General features: G+C 41.8%; 17 protein-coding genes and 1 pseudogene. 8 read left to right on the top strand and 10 right to left on the bottom strand.

The annotated features are described in order from the left end of the window. Positions 1-64 precede the first annotated feature (64 nt). The 3 genes and pseudogenes from ACE1AQ_RS15500 to ACE1AQ_RS15490 form a co-directional block, all read left to right on the top strand. A pseudogene (locus ACE1AQ_RS15500) lies at positions 65-508 on the top strand (tetratricopeptide repeat protein); the annotation flags it as partial. Between the two features lie 252 nt (positions 509-760). Then, positions 761-970, top strand: a complete 210-nt coding sequence (locus ACE1AQ_RS15495; RefSeq protein ID WP_046662445.1) for a hypothetical protein — start codon at positions 761-763, stop codon at positions 968-970. Next, positions 967-1,221, top strand: coding sequence for a type II toxin-antitoxin system RelE/ParE family toxin (locus tag ACE1AQ_RS15490; protein WP_002760924.1), 255 nt, complete (start codon positions 967-969; stop codon positions 1,219-1,221). The genes ACE1AQ_RS15495 and ACE1AQ_RS15490 overlap by 4 nt, the downstream gene beginning before the upstream one ends. A gap of 192 nt (positions 1,222-1,413) precedes the next feature. On the opposite strand, the gene ACE1AQ_RS15485 is transcribed toward ACE1AQ_RS15490, so the two are convergent. The 8 genes from ACE1AQ_RS15485 to ACE1AQ_RS15450 form a co-directional block, all read right to left on the bottom strand. Then, positions 1,414-2,379, bottom strand: a complete 966-nt coding sequence (locus tag ACE1AQ_RS15485; protein WP_110543344.1) for a permease — start codon at positions 2,377-2,379, stop codon at positions 1,414-1,416. A gap of 106 nt (positions 2,380-2,485) precedes the next feature. Further along, positions 2,486-3,823, bottom strand: coding sequence for an anthranilate synthase component I (locus tag ACE1AQ_RS15480; RefSeq protein WP_106908782.1), 1,338 nt, complete (start codon positions 3,821-3,823; stop codon positions 2,486-2,488). 129 nt (positions 3,824-3,952) lie between these two features. Further along, a complete protein-coding gene (locus tag ACE1AQ_RS15475; protein WP_002734118.1) occupies positions 3,953-4,330 on the bottom strand; it encodes a hypothetical protein in 378 nt (125 codons plus the stop codon). Between the two features lie 36 nt (positions 4,331-4,366). Next, positions 4,367-6,085: an AarF/ABC1/UbiB kinase family protein gene (locus tag ACE1AQ_RS15470; RefSeq protein ID WP_008204478.1), complete on the bottom strand. Its 1,719-nt coding sequence runs from the start codon at positions 6,083-6,085 to the stop codon at positions 4,367-4,369. 146 nt (positions 6,086-6,231) lie between these two features. After that, a complete protein-coding gene (locus tag ACE1AQ_RS15465) occupies positions 6,232-6,993 on the bottom strand; it encodes a HEPN domain-containing protein (RefSeq protein ID WP_110543346.1) in 762 nt (253 codons plus the stop codon). Further along, complete coding sequence (locus tag ACE1AQ_RS15460; protein ID WP_110543348.1) at positions 6,977-8,041, bottom strand: ParA family protein; 1,065 nt, start codon at positions 8,039-8,041, stop codon at positions 6,977-6,979. The genes ACE1AQ_RS15465 and ACE1AQ_RS15460 overlap by 17 nt, the downstream gene beginning before the upstream one ends. 183 nt (positions 8,042-8,224) lie before the next feature. Further along, complete coding sequence (locus ACE1AQ_RS15455) at positions 8,225-8,950, bottom strand: Uma2 family endonuclease (RefSeq protein WP_110543351.1); 726 nt, start codon at positions 8,948-8,950, stop codon at positions 8,225-8,227. 781 nt (positions 8,951-9,731) lie between these two features. Beyond that, a complete protein-coding gene (locus tag ACE1AQ_RS15450; protein ID WP_008204474.1) occupies positions 9,732-9,971 on the bottom strand; it encodes a hypothetical protein in 240 nt (79 codons plus the stop codon). 8 nt (positions 9,972-9,979) lie between these two features. Here ACE1AQ_RS15450 and ACE1AQ_RS15445 point away from each other — a divergent pair, with 8 nt between their 5' ends. Then, complete coding sequence (locus tag ACE1AQ_RS15445) at positions 9,980-10,246, top strand: glutaredoxin family protein (protein WP_008204472.1); 267 nt, start codon at positions 9,980-9,982, stop codon at positions 10,244-10,246. 3 nt (positions 10,247-10,249) lie between these two features. On the opposite strand, the gene ACE1AQ_RS15440 is transcribed toward ACE1AQ_RS15445, so the two are convergent. Both ACE1AQ_RS15440 and ACE1AQ_RS15435 read right to left on the bottom strand, forming a co-directional pair. Then, positions 10,250-11,431, bottom strand: coding sequence for a serine hydrolase (locus ACE1AQ_RS15440; protein WP_008204471.1), 1,182 nt, complete (start codon positions 11,429-11,431; stop codon positions 10,250-10,252). A gap of 27 nt (positions 11,432-11,458) precedes the next feature. Beyond that, positions 11,459-12,259 (bottom strand): RNA methyltransferase, encoded by an 801-nt coding sequence (locus ACE1AQ_RS15435; protein ID WP_008204469.1) that lies wholly within the window; start codon positions 12,257-12,259, stop codon positions 11,459-11,461. A gap of 36 nt (positions 12,260-12,295) precedes the next feature. On the opposite strand from ACE1AQ_RS15435, the gene ACE1AQ_RS15430 reads away from it, so the two are divergent. The 4 genes from ACE1AQ_RS15430 to ACE1AQ_RS15415 all read left to right on the top strand — a co-directional run bounded on the left by ACE1AQ_RS15430 (position 12,296) and on the right by ACE1AQ_RS15415 (position 15,876). Next, the gene (locus ACE1AQ_RS15430; RefSeq protein ID WP_002801262.1) at positions 12,296-12,451 is read left to right on the top strand and encodes a DUF2256 domain-containing protein; all 156 of its coding nucleotides are present in this window, start codon (positions 12,296-12,298) and stop codon (positions 12,449-12,451) included. Positions 12,452-12,620: 169 nt separating this feature from the next. Then, positions 12,621-13,769, top strand: coding sequence for a glycosyltransferase family 4 protein (locus tag ACE1AQ_RS15425; protein ID WP_008204467.1), 1,149 nt, complete (start codon positions 12,621-12,623; stop codon positions 13,767-13,769). A 9-nt stretch (positions 13,770-13,778) separates the two neighbouring features. After that, entirely contained in the window at positions 13,779-15,113 is a 1,335-nt protein-coding gene (locus ACE1AQ_RS15420; protein WP_008204464.1) for a TrkH family potassium uptake protein, read from the top strand. Positions 15,114-15,186: 73 nt separating this feature from the next. Next, a complete protein-coding gene (locus tag ACE1AQ_RS15415; RefSeq protein ID WP_008204462.1) occupies positions 15,187-15,876 on the top strand; it encodes a TrkA family potassium uptake protein in 690 nt (229 codons plus the stop codon). The last annotated feature ends 265 nt before the right edge of the window (positions 15,877-16,141 follow it).

The following is a 16,141-nucleotide window of genomic DNA, read 5'->3' as shown; positions in this document are numbered from 1 at the left end:
GCCACCGCACTTTTTATACACACTCGATCGTCATAGATGAACATTAGGAGACAAACAAGCTCCAGTCGCTACGACCCTCACAAATTTAGCAGACTTGTACGATTCCCAAGGCAGGTACACAGAAGCGGAACCTCTCTATCTATAAGCTTTATATTTTTTTAAACGACTCTTAGGAGACAATCATCCCCATGTGGCAAATTCCCTCAACAATTTAGCAGGATTGTACTATTCCCAAGGCAGGTACACAGAAGCGGAACCTCTCTATCTAGAAGCATTAGATTTGAAAAAACGACTCTTAGGAGACAATCATCCCAATGTGGCACAATCTCTCAACAATTTAGCAGCATTGTACGATTGCCAAGGCAGGTACAAAGAAGCGGAACCTCTCTATCGAGAAGCGATTAAGATTGCTACCCAAGTATTAGGAGACAATCATCCCCATACCCAAACAATTATGGAGAACTATAAAACTATGTTGTCGCAACTCCGACAAGCAGAATCAAGATGAGTTAGAGTTTAAATGCTTAGGAAAATAGGGCTTGTAGGCGCACGGATTTTCCATTATGAATATAATATCATGTCAAGGGGCTTTTGTCAAGAGAAAATTTGACAACATCCAGATAATGTAGGGTACGTTAGACGGCAAAAATTTCCGCTTTAACTTCAAGCTAACAATCCGTCGTAACGCACCACCAATCATCAACTATGATTGAATTAATCACTGATAACTGATAACTGATGACTGATGACTGATAAAGCTATGACACTCAAAGAACAACTAATTAAAGAAATCGAGCAGACACCTGACACCCTTTTGACTGAATTACTTGACTTTTTGCTCTTTATCAAAGAAAGACATACTGAAATAGAAATTACAGAAGAAGAGCAAGCTAACATAATCGCTTCTGAATCAGCTTATCAAGCAGGAGACTATCTAACCCTCGAAGAATATGAGGCAACTCAAGCGTGAACTACAGAGTTATTATTCCGAAACCAGTTCAAAAACAACTAAACAACTTACCCAAACAACAACGCGAACGCTTAATTACTGCCATTAGACTACTTACCGATACACCTCGTCCTAGCGGAGTCAAGAAACTCAAAGGATATGATGACACCTACCGAATTAGAATAGGAGATTATCGCATCATTTACAAAATTCAAGATCAAGAAATGCTTATTATCATATTGAGTAGTATTCATCGAAAAGATGCTTATTGAACCTCTCAGTAGGTGGGTGGAGTGAGAACTATAAAACTATGTTGTCGCAACTCCGGCAAGCAGAATTAAGATGAGTTAGAGTTTAAATGCTTGGGAAAATAGGGTTCGCAGGCGCACGGATTTTCCATTATGAATATAGTATCATGTCAAGGGGCTTTTGTCAAGAGAAAATTTTTTTGACCCGGAAGGAATTCAACCTAGATAAAAACTGAGGATCAGAGCCACTAAAAAACTCATTAACAGGCATAAAGTTCCGAAATAAAGGACGATTTTAGGACGGAAAGCTGATAGGAGGAGGATAAAAGCTTTAATATCAATAAGGGAAGCGACCAGTAAAAAAGCTAGAGTGGAACCCACGGACAGATTAGTAATTAAAGAACCGGGGACAAAAGTGCTAAGACTGGTATTAACAGCGAGGGTGAAACCAAAGAACAACTGCACGAGAATTTGAGTAACGGGAGTATCCCCCCAGGCAATTAATTGACTCTGAGGTAATAATAACTGAAAGATACTAGCGATGGCACAGCCAATAATTAATAATCCCCCTAATTCCAGTGCTTCATCGATAAAGTTATCGAGAAATAACTGCACAGAAATTGGCCAAGCTTGCCTATCTCTAGTTTTATACTCATAAACAAGACTGCCGACTCTTTGCAGGGGTTGACTGGCTGCTTCCTCCGGTAAAAAACTACCAGAAAGAACTAAACTCGATTCTAGGGGAATTTCACTATCGGTGCGGGGTTTTTCCCGATAGAAACTAAAGAGAGTTCCGATAACAATTGCCATTAACCAGACCGAAAGCGATCGATAGAAGAAAATACTAGAATAGGTGAAAGTCTGCCAAGTTAGCCAAAGAGTGACGATATTTAGGGTAGGTGCAGCGGTGAGAAAGCTAAACACCACCCCTGGGGGTACCCCCTCTAATAAAAATCTTCTAGCGACGGGAATCGTGCCGTATTGTCCGACGGGTAAGATTAATCCGATTGTACTGCCAACGATCGCTCCTAACAGTCGATTACGGGGAAATATCGCCGCTAATCGCTGTTTATTGACGAAAACAAGCAAAAAACTGGAAACGGCTGCCCCCAAAAGTAAAAAGGGAAGCGAGGTCAAGACTAAACTAAGAAAAAAAGTAACAGCGATAGAAATTTGATTCATGAATAGGGTTCAAGATCGGAAGCTATCCTACAAAATAGCAGATAAGGTAAAAAGTAAAAAGAGCGGTTTTAGATGCAACAATAGGTTAGTTTGTTGAAATCAACAATTAAAAAGAACGTAAAGCGATTAATTGTGCCTCAGCTTTATGAAGGGATTCTAACCATTCTTTTTCGGGATCGCTATCGGCAACTATTCCCGCTCCCACTTGTCCCCAAACGGTGTTTAAATTCCCTTGAGCAGTCATTAATAGGGTACGGATGAGAATATTCAAATCTAAATGACCCCGTAGGTCAATATAGCCACAGGAACCATAGAATAAATTGCGTCGCACCGGTTCCAATTCTTCGATAATTTCTAGACAACGAACTTTCGGACAACCGGTAATTGTTCCCCCCGGGAAAAGAGCTTTAATTAAATCAATAGCATGATACTTTTTATCTAATTTTCCTTGAACATTACTGACCAAGTGCATAACATGACTATAACGCTCGATCGTCAGTAATTCATCCACATGAACCGATCCCCATTCACAAACTCTACCCAGATCATTACGTTCTAGATCCACTAGCATAATATGCTCGGCCCGTTCTTTTTTATTAGTTAATAGTTCCTCGGCCAATTGTCGATCGAGTGCCTCGGTTTTACCCCGGGGACGAGTTCCAGCGATCGGTCTAGTGCTGGCTATTCCTCTTTCTAATTTCACCAATCTTTCGGGAGAACAACTAATCATTTCTCCCCAAGGGGTGCGCCAATAACTGGCAAAAGGAGAAGGGTTAATCTGTTGTAAACTGCGATAAATTTGCCATCCTTTTGCCTTAGTTGTGCTTTGAAATCTTAGGGATAAATTTGCTTGAAAAATATCACCTTTTCTGATATAATCTAAGGCTTTTTTAACAGCTTTTTCGTAGTCGAGTTGAGAAGTATAAAAGATTAAGGGAGAGGGATGGGGATCGATAAACTCAAAATCGGGGTTAGTGGTTAAAGATTGTTCGTATTTATCTAAATCTTCAGGTTTAGTGGCAGCTAACCAGAGAATTTGTGCTTGGTGATCGAGAATGGCAAAACTATCCGGTTCATACCAATAAGCGACGGGAAAAGGGAGACTATCAGCTTTCCTGTCGGGTAATTTTTCTATTTCCCAAGCTAAATCGTAGCCTAACCACCCCAACCAACCACCATGGAAGGGAAGATGATCGGGAAGATGATCACATCGGGGTTGGGGGAGTAAACTGCTTAAAAAGGGCAAAATTTCGCCCAGTGCGGGGGTCCAAAGCTGACGCGGGGAACCAGCACAAAGAGAGTAACGGGAGAGGGAATTACCCGGATAGGGACTTTCTAGTAAAGTAGCGATCGCATCTTGGGAGAATAAGCAGGCAAAAACCTCGGAACCAGTGCGCTGATGCAGAGGAAGCGATCGCCAATGCCATGCTAAAGGTTTTTGCATCTAAAATCGCGGGCCAAAATAGCTGGGAAATTGGGTATAACTAGGGTTTTGGTGTTAGTTGTGGGGGAGTTGATCTTTCCTATCTGCTAACACCTATGATCTTAGTCCTAAATGTTTGCTGCCTCCCAATTATCCCCGATAATCGAGGTCAATTTCTTTAGAACCGCCGCGCTGTAATTGGCCTAATAATTCCCCTAACTGACTCCAAACCAAACCACCGATAAAGATAGTCATCGGGAGAGAGATAGCGTAGGCAACCCAACCATTGAGAATAAATATATCTAATCCCGAGGCCAGGAAAAGACAGATTCCTACACAAATACCAATAAAAGGAATTTGTAAGGAACTGGATTTCAAAAGATTTTGATCGTCTGAACCCTTATTTTTATACCAATTGTTAACCACTTGCTTGAGACTAGCTTCAAAAGCGGCCCCGCAGGTAATACCGATAAATAAACCGGCAAAAACTAGAAAATAGGGCGGTTGGGGCAGAAAATAATAATCCATAGAAAAAGTGATTAACCGATGATGACCTTAAACACTTTAACGCGAACTGGTTTCTCGCGGAAGGACAGCGGCCACACCTTGAGACGATAATTCCCGAAAAGCGCTCATGGCCACATCCAAGAGTCGCCGCGGTTGCAATTCTCCTTGAATTAAACCCCAGAGACGTTGTACTTCTGCGGTATGGAGACGGTCATCTTCCGTTAAAGCTAATAGCAATTGACGACGCAGATAACGACCTTCTTCCGAGAGAAGAAAAGTGATGCCTAATTGCGCTGTGGGCAGTAAATCGAAGTTACTTTCCGATCGAGCCATTGTAATCATGTTTTCTAGGCGTTGCCACTGGAATTTACCGTCTTTGAACAGCACATCCAATAAACGTCGGCGCAGTTGGGGCGATTCCCCGGTCAGGAGACGTTTAGCGACGTAGGGATAGGCCACTTGGACGATTTTGAAGTTAGGATCGAGGGTGAGGGCTGCCCCTTCTTGGGTGACGAGGGAACGAATAATCAGGGCGAATTTGGCGGGAATCCGGAAGGGATACTCGTACATCAATTCGGAGAAATCATCGGTAATGGTGCGGAAATTGAAGTCACCGACCCTTTGACCGATGGCATTGCCTAAAACTCGTTCTAGCGCTGGAATAATAGGTTTTATATCCGTTTCTGGGGTTAAAAATCCCAGTTTGACAAAGTTGCTGGCTAGGTTTTCGTAGTCTTTGTTAATTAAATCGACGACGCAACTGGCGAGGGTTTCTTTAGTTTCCTCCTCTAACTGGTCCATCATGCCAAAATCGATATAGGCCATGCGACCATCAAAGGTGGCGAAAAGATTACCCGGATGGGGATCAGCATGGAAAAAGCCGTGTTCGAGGAGTTGCTGTAATCCGGAGGTGACGCCGATTTTAACGATATTATTGGGGTCTAATCCTAAAGCTTTGATGTTCTCGGTATCGGTGAGTTTATAGCCATCAATCCATTCCAGGGTGAGGACGCGGCGACCACTATAACGCCAGTAGATACTGGGAACTTTAACTTCGGGGTTATTTTGGAAGTTGGTGGCGAATTTTTCGGCGTTGCGACCTTCGTTTTGATAGTCGATTTCCTCAAAGAGTTTGGTGCCGAATTCATCGACAATCAGGGTGAGGTCGTGGCCGAGATTGAGGGGTAATAAACGGCCGAATTTTTGGGCGGCCCAGCGCATTAGATATAAATCGAGGCTTAAAAGCGCCCGCAGCCCGGGCCGTTGCACTTTAACGGCTACTTCTTCACCGGTGGGGAGTATCGCTTTGTAAACCTGGCCTAAACTAGCGGCAGCCACAGGGGTGGGGGATATTTCTCGATAGGCTTTTTCTACAGGCATCCCCAATTCTGTCTCGATAAGGGCAAAAGCGATGTGGTTATCGAAGGGGGGAAGTTGGTCTTGCAGTTTAACTAATTCGTCTAAAAAGTCTTTGCGAACGAGGTCGGGACGGGTAGAGAGAGCTTGACCGACTTTGATGAAGGTGGGACCCAAACGGGTGAGAATTTGCCTAAGTTCGCTGGCACGCCGGTATTTATTGGCTTCTTCTTGCTTTGTCCATTTGTCCCAGAGGAGACTGAGGAGAAATAATCCTAAAGACCAAATAATCACGAAAGCGCGACCGAACAATTGCCAAGGTTTATAACGGTATTGTTGAGCGATCGCTTCTGCACTGTAAGGAGTGAACTGTGTTTCTTCTCGTTTCCGGTCAGTTTGACTGTCTTGATGCCGACTCACTAGCTAATCTCTATATATCTTACGCCACTTGATATTGTATCTAAGTTCCTGACATCAGTATACAAAACTACACATTATTTAATAATTGTTATAATTCCCTGAGAAATTATAAGTATTTATAACTAGACTGCCGGGGAAATTCTCGGCTAGTGGATGTCCTCAAGTACCTGATGGATATTTTCAACAAGCTGTTCTATAAAGGTAACGGCATCATTAACCATATTTTCATCAATATTCCAGCGATTGCCAATGCCATAACTCGGGTCTATATCAGCTTCATGGGCGATTTTATTCCTTCGATCAACAATTGCGCTAAGTTGGCTTTTAATATCTTTGGCTGGTTTATTTAGTTTGCTGGCCACTTCTTCCCACAATTTCTTGGCTGAAATTAGTCTAATGGCCTCCGCTATCTTGTCCGGTTGTTGATAGCTTTCATAGCTGAGTTTTTCTCTAATTTCAGCTTCTAGCCAATGATTACTATTAAGTTTGTTGGTGAGAAGATTTTCAATCATTGGTAGTACCTCGGAAATTGAGCGAGATTCTTGACCAAAAAAAGAACCGTAGTTTTGTTGAATTTCGTTCTCTAACCAAGAGCCAATACTAATAGCTATCAATCGTTCTTGTCGTGCGCCATTCAAGGAGACTTTAAAACGAGAAAAGGCAGATTGAGAACTGTTAGGAGTGGGAGAAGGTTCTGAACGTTGGCCTCGATAAATTTCTAGCATTCCTAGAGTAACCACTTCGTGAATATAATAATCTAAAGCGCTTACAGTCAGGACTAAAGCGGCTCTGAGGATATCCGATACATCTAGGGCGGAAGTAGTCTGAGATTTGAGGGAATTGTGGATAGCGATCAAGTCACGAACGCGGGCAAGACTAAGGCGAAATTGTTCAATGGCTAACTGCATAAATCTCGGAGGTAAGACCGATAACTTTGTCTGCTAAGTCAGAAAAAATATCTTTAAATTTTTGTTGTTTTTCTTGGGCTTGCTCTAACACTGTACCTTGCCATCCTAATTGTTCAGCAGTTAGCGCAAAAACGGGCGTTTGATGCTCTTGAGATAAGGCAATAAGACTATTAAAATCAGGTATTTTTACTAGAGTACAGCAAGCTGGTACACCATTCTGATCGTAGATAAATTTCGGTAGCATCATGCCAGTTCTTTCTAAAGCTGGAATCATTTTATTGCCGATATTTTCCTCGATTGTGTTAATCCAGTTTTGAAAAGCTTTTGTTTCTTGTCCACCTATGATTCGATATTTCTGAACAATAGTTCCCAAAAAATGTAGGTTAACTTCGGGGAAGGGATAGTTGGCGGTTTTGAGAATTGGTAAAGCACTAGCTGCCTTAGCCCATTGGTGCCACTTAGGCAAGATTTTAGTTAAAGAATCGATAGCCATAACCGAGAAAAAATCCGCTGTGGTTGGCACAATAAAAAAGTTGCTGGTCATCAGTATATTTTGATTGATTGACCCCAAACTGGGACTCATATCGATTAAAATATAGTCAGCTTGAAATCTTTCGGCAGTTTTGTCTAATAAATATGTAATCGCACCGGGGAGATTTTTTAAAGCCTGAATTGACCCACTAAGTTCTTGAGCAATACCTAGGGTAACTTCATATTCAGCTAACCCCACATGACCGGGCAATAGAAATAAACGATCACGACCATCAATAGGAATACAGTCCACAGCTTCAATTAATCTCGGTTGAGACTCAAAAGCAGGTGCTAAAGCTGTTTTAATATTAGAGTAAGTATTGTAGATTGCTTGTAGTCTTTCCTCCCTATCTTCACTTTCTTTAGCCAAAGCCATACCAGTTAAGTTGCATTGGGGATCGGTATCGACAATAATTACTCTTTTGCCCTTCTCAGCAAGCATCCAACCAAGGTTAAAAGTGGTTGTAGTTTTGCTGACTCCACCTTTATGATTAAAAAAAGCTATTTTTTGCACCATGGCATTAATTATATTTGAAGATTGTTGCCCTTGGTCATTATTATAACATCAGTGGGGGTTAAGCAGATTTTGCCATGATTTCTAGGGAAGAATAGGGCTAACCTTCGGATTCCTCGTGTTAATGCCTAGCAATTAAGAAAAAATTGCGCCATGGTTTCTGCCCTAACACCCCCAACTGGATATTTAAGCAATTTCATCGGGATTAATGCCCAATTCTCGCAGCTTTTGGGCTAATTTTTCCGCCCGTTGTTGTTCTCTTTCTTTGGCTAATCTTTCCTGTTCTTTGGCTAATCTTTCCCGTTCTTTGGCTAATCTTTCCTGTCGGGCCGACTCTTGAGGGGTGGGAACCAATTCACCCGATTCGGTGAAATAGCGCAATTTATTGGCAAAAATCCCTAAATATAATCCTAGTTGCTTACTCCATAAATAACCGTTTTCATTGGGGGTAATCGGTTGGTATTGTCCCTCGATTAAAGTGAATCCTTGCCATTCTAAAGTATTGGGATCAAACAAAAAATATTCAGGAGTCCGGAAAGTATGCTGATATAGTTCCTTTTTGGCTTTTCTGTCCACATTAGCAGTGGAATCGGAGAGAATTTCGATGATTACATTGGGATATTTACCCCCTTCTCCCCAGACAACCCAACTTTTCCTGGGACGTTTCTCTGTATCTAAAACCACGAAAAAATCTGGTCCACAAAAATCTCGCTGTTTCAATTGCCTTTCGTTATAATAAATAGTCAAATTGCCCGAGGCATAGTAATCGTTTCTATCTTGCCAGAGCCAATCAAGACAAGATAATAATAAAATAATTTGTTGTAAATGCAGATCACTTTCCACGGGTGGTTCATCACTCCATAAATCGGTGGGAGGACAGACAATATCGGTAGCAATATCTAGGGTTGTCATCGTTTATAAACCCATTGAGTCAATTTGGGGTGATTCTAGCCACAAGCCACAATCAATACAATTATATTATAAGTCTGATCGTTTTGCTTGGGGCGCATCTCATTTTTGTAAATCGACTAAGTTGCGATTTTTAAGGGGAAACTTTCTGCTAAAATCGGGCGTTACTTTCGGTTTTATCACTCAATCCAAGCTTTTGGGGGGTTCTACCCCCCAAACCCCTAGGGCTGATTCATTCTCCGAATCTAATTCTTTTTTTTGCTACCTTTAATCGCTTATGAGGCAAGCAAAGCACGACGTTTTTAAAAATTTTCAGATATTTATTCCAAGAAATCGACTAAAAACGTTGCCAGATAAGTATTTGAGAGAATGACATTTGAGATAATGAAACGACCCTACCCAAACCCCGGAGCGCATTAGTTTTTCGGTGAGATGCTTACACGCGATTGTTCATATTTTTGTACCAATTTAAGAGTCACTGATAATTGCTGATTGTCGGTATTTCTGCAAATGTGGGATGCACTCCTTAATCTTCCGCTCGGTCTTAGGGAGATTTTTGTCAAGTCTGAACTCGAATTATACTAAATCCGTTGAGTAACGCACAGAAAACGGGTTTCTCGGAGAAACCCGTTTTCTACTCATGCACTCATGCAAAAAGGGGAATAAATAATCAGTTTTTAATAACCAGATTTAGTATTACTTAACAATTCGGTGAAGGTAAATCAACGAGAGCCGTTAATCTTTATTAAGGAGGGTTTGCCCTCAATTCCCTTAGTTGAAGGACTTATAAAAACCAGAAAAAAGCAACTAAAATAACAGTGAGAGTGGCGGCAAAAATGAGAGCGTATTCAATTTTCTTATTGATAATACCAATAACCATGACTAGGGTAATTGCCAAAAGAAACACACCGATATAGACTAGATTTTGAGAACCTGAATTAACTAAATTATTATTTAAAGTCGGTGTGGGTGTGGGAGTTTGTAGAATTGTTGATGAGAGACTAATCGTGGGGGTAATGAACATAAATATTTATGACTACCATAGAACTAATTTTATACAGTAAACCGGACTGTCATCTTTGCGAAGGGTTGTTAGAGAAACTAGAAAAAATCCGTCAACCGGACTGGCAGTTAGAAATTAGGGACATTACCAGTCGAGAGGATTGGTTTAACGCTTATCAGTACGAAATCCCCGTCCTCTGTCAAAAACTGGCCACGGGGGAAAAAATCCTTCCTCGTCTTTCCCCCCGGGCAAATGCCGAACAATTAGCCCGTCTTTTAGCAAATAATTTAACCTAGGGGCTAATTACCCGGACTAGGACTAACGACCGGACTCGGAGAGGGAGAAGACTGGGCGACCGGTTGCGGTTTGGCTGCGGGTTTAGATTGATACCATTTAAAGTGTTGGTAGGCCGTGCGTGATATTTGTTGAATCAGAGTCCTAGCGTTACTATCATTGTGGGGACGTTTGACCATCACTGCTCCTAGATAGCGTTTGCCGTTGGGCATATCAATAATCCCCGCATCCCCTAACATAGAGCCAATATCACCGGTTTTATGGGCAATATCGGCGGCTTTCTCGATACCTTGCGGCAGCAGGGTGCGGGTGCGCGTTTCCTGCATAATATTCAATAGACGATCGCGGGAACGTAAACTGAGCAATTCCCCTTGATTAACTTTTCCTAAGATTGTCACCAAATCTCTCGGACTTGTGGTATTGGTTCCTTCCAAGTCAGGTAAAGGGTTATTAATTACCGTACTGGTCAAACCCCAAGCTTGAAAACGCTGATTAAGAGCCTTTTTGCCGCCCATGCGCTTGATTAACATATTAGTAGCGGTATTATCGCTAATTACGTTCATTTTAGTGGCGGTTTCTAGGGCAGTATAGGTTTTATTCACTCCTAGATACTGCATATCCCCGGATCCACTGGCCATGACATCCTTACTGGCCACAAGGGGTTCATCGAGACGAATTTTTCCCGCATCCACATCCTCAAAAAAGGCCACCAGAATGGGGATTTTAATCGTACTAGCGGCGGCAAAAATAGTATCTCCGCGAAAATTAGCGTAAGCACCGTTATCGAGGTCAATAAATAAAGCTCCCGCCTGTAATTTCGGATATTTTACCACTAAAGCCTGTAATTTCTGGTTAAGGCTGCTGAGATTTTCGTTGAAAACTAACGTGGTCGGTTTTGGGGTGACGGGTTTAGGAGTCGGGGAATTAGTAGCGGTGGGTTTTGGGTGTAGGGGTAATTTGCTCGGATCCACCACCGTTAAAACCGTACCAGCGATCGCACCTAAACCGACACCAAGGATAGAGAAGCGAAGAACCTGAAGGAGAAAAGAAGCGATTAGGTTAGGTTTACGTTGTTTTTTTGCCCTTTTAACCGGTAAAGACCTTTTTTGATTGTTTGAGTCCAGGGACCTAGGGGACTCAGGGCCGGATTGGACTTTGGTGGGACGACGAGTTACTTGACGAGTCACGGTTTTCCTCAAGGGTATCCAGATTTATTATCGATCGCTAGGAGAATTTTTTTTCTTGCCCTTGAGACTATCAAGACCGAGAAAAAGTTGCCCGATACTTTCAATATGACCGATAATGCCCCGCAGCAGGGCTAATTCCTCCACCGTGGGCCGGGCCCGATGATAAAATTGCCGGAATTTCTCCATCCTAGCGGCGGCGGTGTGGGGGTAAAGATAGCCAATTTTGAGCAAAAAGCTCTCCAAGTGCTGATAATAGCCTTCTAGAGCCTCAAAAGTGGCATTAGGGAGCGTTTCTAACCGGGGTTCGAGCCTATTTTCCGTCGCCATTTGGTACAGTTCGTAGGAGCAAACCGCCACCGCTTGGGCGAGATTAAGGGAGGAATATTGAGGATTAGCGGGAATACCGACAAAACGCTGGGCGTGGTTCAGTTCGCTGTTACTTAAACCCCGGTCTTCTGGACCAAAAATTAAGGCCGATTCCAGGTTAGGGGTGAGTAACCAGGGTAAGGCAGTCCGGGGTGTTTCGAGGGGAGTATTCAGGTGACGGGGTTTCGAGGTGGTGGCAATGATGCGATGACAACCCTGCAAAGCTTCCCCAAGGGTGGCTACCCGTGAACAGTTTTCTAGGACTTCAATTCCGTGTACTGCCATGCGTCGCGCTTCTTCTGCAAGGATATCACAGGCGGGATTGACGATAATTAAGCGACTTAAGCCCATATTCCGCATAATTCTGGCAGTGGAACCCACATTTAAGGCTCCGGCCGGTTCAACCAAAACAATTCTCAGGCGATCGAGTGGGGAACTCTGATTATTTTCATCTACACTCATAGATAAGGCGCAGTTTTTGACTTTTTAATTTTAATCATGGCACGTCAGGTCTCGAAGTCCGATCTTCCCAGTAAAATTTGTCCCGTTTGCGGTTTATCCTTTACTTGGCGCAAAAAGTGGCAAAACTGTTGGCATGAGGTCAAATACTGTTCAGAACGTTGTCGTCGTCGCAAGTCCTCGGCCAATCAGTAAAAAGCCGAGAATTTTAACTATCAAATAGGCACTCTTGCAAAGGGCAATTTTTAGCTGGGGACTTAGATGGATAATTAATTTTGCTTAGGTACTCTATTAGCTTTTAATTTTACGGCTAATTTAGTAAGCTGATATTTGACTAAATTAACTTTTTCTTAAGAGAATCTGAATGCACATTGCCTGGTTAGGAAAAAAATCTCCTTTTTGCGGTAACGTTACCTATGGGCGAGAAGTGACTAATTCCCTGCTCGATCGAGATTATCAAGTCAGTTTTCTGCATTTTTCTTCCGAAAAACCCACCGTAAGCGATTGGCCCGACTTTTACGACGAAATCACCCTGCCACGTCTCTATAGTTCCCAAGTCTATACTATTCCCACCCTGAAATCGAGTCGGGTTCTACAGGATAAACTCAGGGAACTGAAACCCGATTTAGTTCATGCGTCCTTACCCCTGTCTCCCCTCGATTTTCTGCTACCAGAAATTTGTGAGTCTTTAGATTTGCCTCTGGTGGCGACTTTTCACCCGGCTTTTGATAGTAAAATTCGCAATCTCATCTCCAGTACCCAATTATTAACCTACCAACTACACGCCCCTTTTTTAGCTAATTACGATAAGGTAATTATTTTTTCCACCTCTCAACGGGATTTTTTAGTTAAATTGGGAGTCCCCGAAGAAAAATTAGCCATTATTCCCAATGGGGTTGATGTTAATAAGTATTGTCCAGGACTATCGCATATTAAAGCTCAATATAATGCCGATTGTTTATTTATTTATCTCGGTCGGATCATGCCAGAGAAAAATGTAGAATCTTTATTGAAAGCTTGGAAAAAAACTAATTTAGGGAGTAGATGCAAACTGCTCATTGTTGGCGATGGTCCATTGACTCCTTCCCTCAAACCTTTTTATGGAGAAGAAGATGGTATTATCTGGTTAGGTTTTATCGGCGATGAAAATAAACGAATTGAAATTTTGCGCGGGGTTGACGGCTTTATTTTACCCTCATTAGTGGAAGGTTTATCGATTTCCCTCTTAGAAGCGATGGCCTGCGGTGTTGCTTGTCTGGCTACGGATGTGGGTGCCGATGGGGAAGTGTTAAAAGGTGCGGGAATAGTTCTAGATACTAAAGGACTAATTACCCAATTAAAAACTCTCTTGCCTGTCCTACGAGATCATCCCGAATTAACCACAATTTTAGGTCAAAAAGCCCGTCAAAGAGTTTTAGACTCTTATACTCTCAGTAAAAATATCGATCGCTTACAGTTAGTTTATCAAGAAGTGTTAGCCCAAAAACAATCTTCTCTTAGCTACTTTCACTAAGGAATTTATATGACGATTGCCCGGACAATTTGCTTGGGATTTATGGCGGTAATTTTAGCGGGAACTTCCCTGTTGATGTTGCCTGTTTCTACCACTAGCGGCACTTGGAATGATCCAATTGTTGCCCTCTTTACCTCCACTTCTGCTGTCTGTGTCACGGGTTTAGCAGTGGTAGATACGGGTACTTATTTTTCTTTTTGGGGTCAATTATTTATTGCTTTATTAGTGCAAGTGGGGGGGTTGGGTTATATGACCACTACCACTTTTTTAATGTTATTAGTTGGGCGAAAATTTGACCTGAGACAGAAGTTAGCGATTCAAGAATCCTTTGATCGACCTTTTCTACAAGGTAGTCAAAGTTTAATGAAATCAGTGATTGCTACTACTCTAGTTTTTGAGTTAACAGCAACCTTGATTATGTTAACTGTCTTTGCCCAAAAGTATGATTTTAGATATGCGGTGTGGTTATCTTTATTCCATAGTATTAGTGCTTGGAATAATGCTGGTTTTGGCTTGTTTAAAGATAATTTAATGTCCTATCAGTCTTCAATTATTATTAACTTATCTATCACAGGATTGATCATTTTTGGAGGTATCGGTTATCAGGTAATTATCGAGTTTTACACTTGGTCTATTCACCGCTTTCGATATAAAAGAAAAGGATTTGTTTTTTCCCTTAATTATAAAGTTGCTATCAGTACAACTATATTTTTATTAGTGATAGGAACCTTGGCTTTTTTATTTACTGAACAGGGAAATGGTGACACTTTGGCTAATTTATCAATTAAAGATAAATTGCTGGCCGCTTGGTTCCAATCGGTAACATCGAGAACAGCAGGATTTAATACCATTGATATTGGTAAAATTTCCGTAGAAGGTTTATCAATTACCATGGCTTTGATGTTTATTGGTGCCAGTCCTAGCGGTACAGGGGGCGGTATTAAGACCACAACTTTTAGGATTTTATATAATTGTACCCGCTCGGTTTTAAGAGGCCGTGAAGAAGTTACTCTCTATCAAAGACGCATTCCTACGCCGTTAATTTTAAAGTCAATGGCGGTGGTTTTTGGTTCGGTTATAGCGATTATTATCTCCACCCTAGCTATCTCATTTGTGGAGACAGATTTTCAAATGATTCAACTGTTTTTTGAGGTAGTTTCTGCCTTTGGAACTGTCGGCCTATCTATGGGTATAACTGCCGCTTTATCGCCGATTTCTAAGTTAATTATTGTTTTTATGATGTATCTGGGACGGGTGGGAGTTATACTTTTAATAGCGGCTATTATCGGCGATCCAAAACCAACAGTTATTAACTACCCCGAAGAAAACCTTTTAGTGGGATAATTAATATCAGTTATCAGTTACTGGCACTCATTGACACTAGCATTTTAAATGCGTAACAGTTTAACTTAAAATTATGCAATCAATTAAATTTTTCAGTAGTATGCGTCCCCAAAATCGTCAATTTGCCGTCATCGGATTAGGCAGATTTGGGCGCGCCGTCTGTGAAACCTTACGCAACCAAGGTTATCAAGTGGTAGCGACGGATATTGACGAAGGATTAGTAGTACAAGCGTTATCCGATCGAATAGTAGATAATGCGATCGAGCTTGATTCTACCAAACCTAACGCTCTGCGAGAAGCGGGAATTTTTGAAACCGATACGGTGATTGTCGCTATTGGTAAATACGTGGAAGAAAGTATCATTACTACTCTCAATTGTAAGGAAGCAGGGGTTAATTTTGTCGCCGCTAAAGCCTCCTCAGAAATCCATGGAAAATTACTCAAAAAAGTTGGTGCAGATTTAGTAGTTTTTCCCGAATATGATGCCGGTTGTGAGTTAGCACACCGTTTAACTAGACCATCAATCTTAGAACGATTTGATCTCGATCCCGAACATAGTATTGTCGAGTTAAAAGTCCCAGAAGCTTTTCACGGTAAAACCCTAGCAGAGTTAGAAATTCGTAATCGTTATGGGTTAAATATTGTCGCTGTCGGTAATGCGGAAAAATTCAAGATTAACCCCAATCCCCAAGAAAGATTACACAAGGATTTAGCCATGGTGGTAATTGGTTCTAACCGAGATATTCAGCGTTTACCGATGTAAAATTTAGTCAAATAGATGAAGGCGATTTTTTAGCCGTCAGCCGCCAGACTTCGGCGTGAGACTTCGGACGTTCGGCGAGACTTCGGCGTGAGCTTTTGTCGAACACTTTTTTCTCCTGATATCCCTGATAACTGATAAGTAGGTGGGTGGAATTAAATATAAAATAAACGTAGGTTGGGTTGAAGCATGAAACCCAACGCCCGCATGGGTTACGCTACCGCTAACCCATCCTACAAATAATTGTGCCTACCTACTTAACTGATAA

This window comes from Microcystis sp. BLCC-F209 (assembly GCF_041928595.1).
Classification (GTDB): Bacteria; Cyanobacteriota; Cyanobacteriia; order Cyanobacteriales; family Microcystaceae; genus Microcystis.
This window is presented reverse-complemented; position numbering and strand designations above follow the sequence as displayed.

Coding starts and splice junctions, on each gene's coding strand:
- ACE1AQ_RS15495 (WP_046662445.1), top strand. CDS start 761: ATGACACTCAAAGAACAACTAATTAAAGAAATCGAGCAGACACCTGAC.
- ACE1AQ_RS15485 (WP_110543344.1), bottom strand. CDS start 2,379: ATGAATCAAATTTCTATCGCTGTTACTTTTTTTCTTAGTTTAGTCTTG.
- ACE1AQ_RS15480 (WP_106908782.1), bottom strand. CDS start 3,823: ATGCAAAAACCTTTAGCATGGCATTGGCGATCGCTTCCTCTGCATCAG.
- ACE1AQ_RS15475 (WP_002734118.1), bottom strand. CDS start 4,330: ATGGATTATTATTTTCTGCCCCAACCGCCCTATTTTCTAGTTTTTGCC.
- ACE1AQ_RS15465 (WP_110543346.1), bottom strand. CDS start 6,993: ATGCAGTTAGCCATTGAACAATTTCGCCTTAGTCTTGCCCGCGTTCGT.
- ACE1AQ_RS15460 (WP_110543348.1), bottom strand. CDS start 8,041: ATGGTGCAAAAAATAGCTTTTTTTAATCATAAAGGTGGAGTCAGCAAA.
- ACE1AQ_RS15455 (WP_110543351.1), bottom strand. CDS start 8,950: ATGACAACCCTAGATATTGCTACCGATATTGTCTGTCCTCCCACCGAT.
- ACE1AQ_RS15450 (WP_008204474.1), bottom strand. CDS start 9,971: ATGTTCATTACCCCCACGATTAGTCTCTCATCAACAATTCTACAAACT.
- ACE1AQ_RS15445 (WP_008204472.1), top strand. CDS start 9,980: ATGACTACCATAGAACTAATTTTATACAGTAAACCGGACTGTCATCTT.
- ACE1AQ_RS15435 (WP_008204469.1), bottom strand. CDS start 12,259: ATGAGTGTAGATGAAAATAATCAGAGTTCCCCACTCGATCGCCTGAGA.
- ACE1AQ_RS15430 (WP_002801262.1), top strand. CDS start 12,296: ATGGCACGTCAGGTCTCGAAGTCCGATCTTCCCAGTAAAATTTGTCCC.
- ACE1AQ_RS15425 (WP_008204467.1), top strand. CDS start 12,621: ATGCACATTGCCTGGTTAGGAAAAAAATCTCCTTTTTGCGGTAACGTT.
- ACE1AQ_RS15420 (WP_008204464.1), top strand. CDS start 13,779: ATGACGATTGCCCGGACAATTTGCTTGGGATTTATGGCGGTAATTTTA.
- ACE1AQ_RS15415 (WP_008204462.1), top strand. CDS start 15,187: ATGCAATCAATTAAATTTTTCAGTAGTATGCGTCCCCAAAATCGTCAA.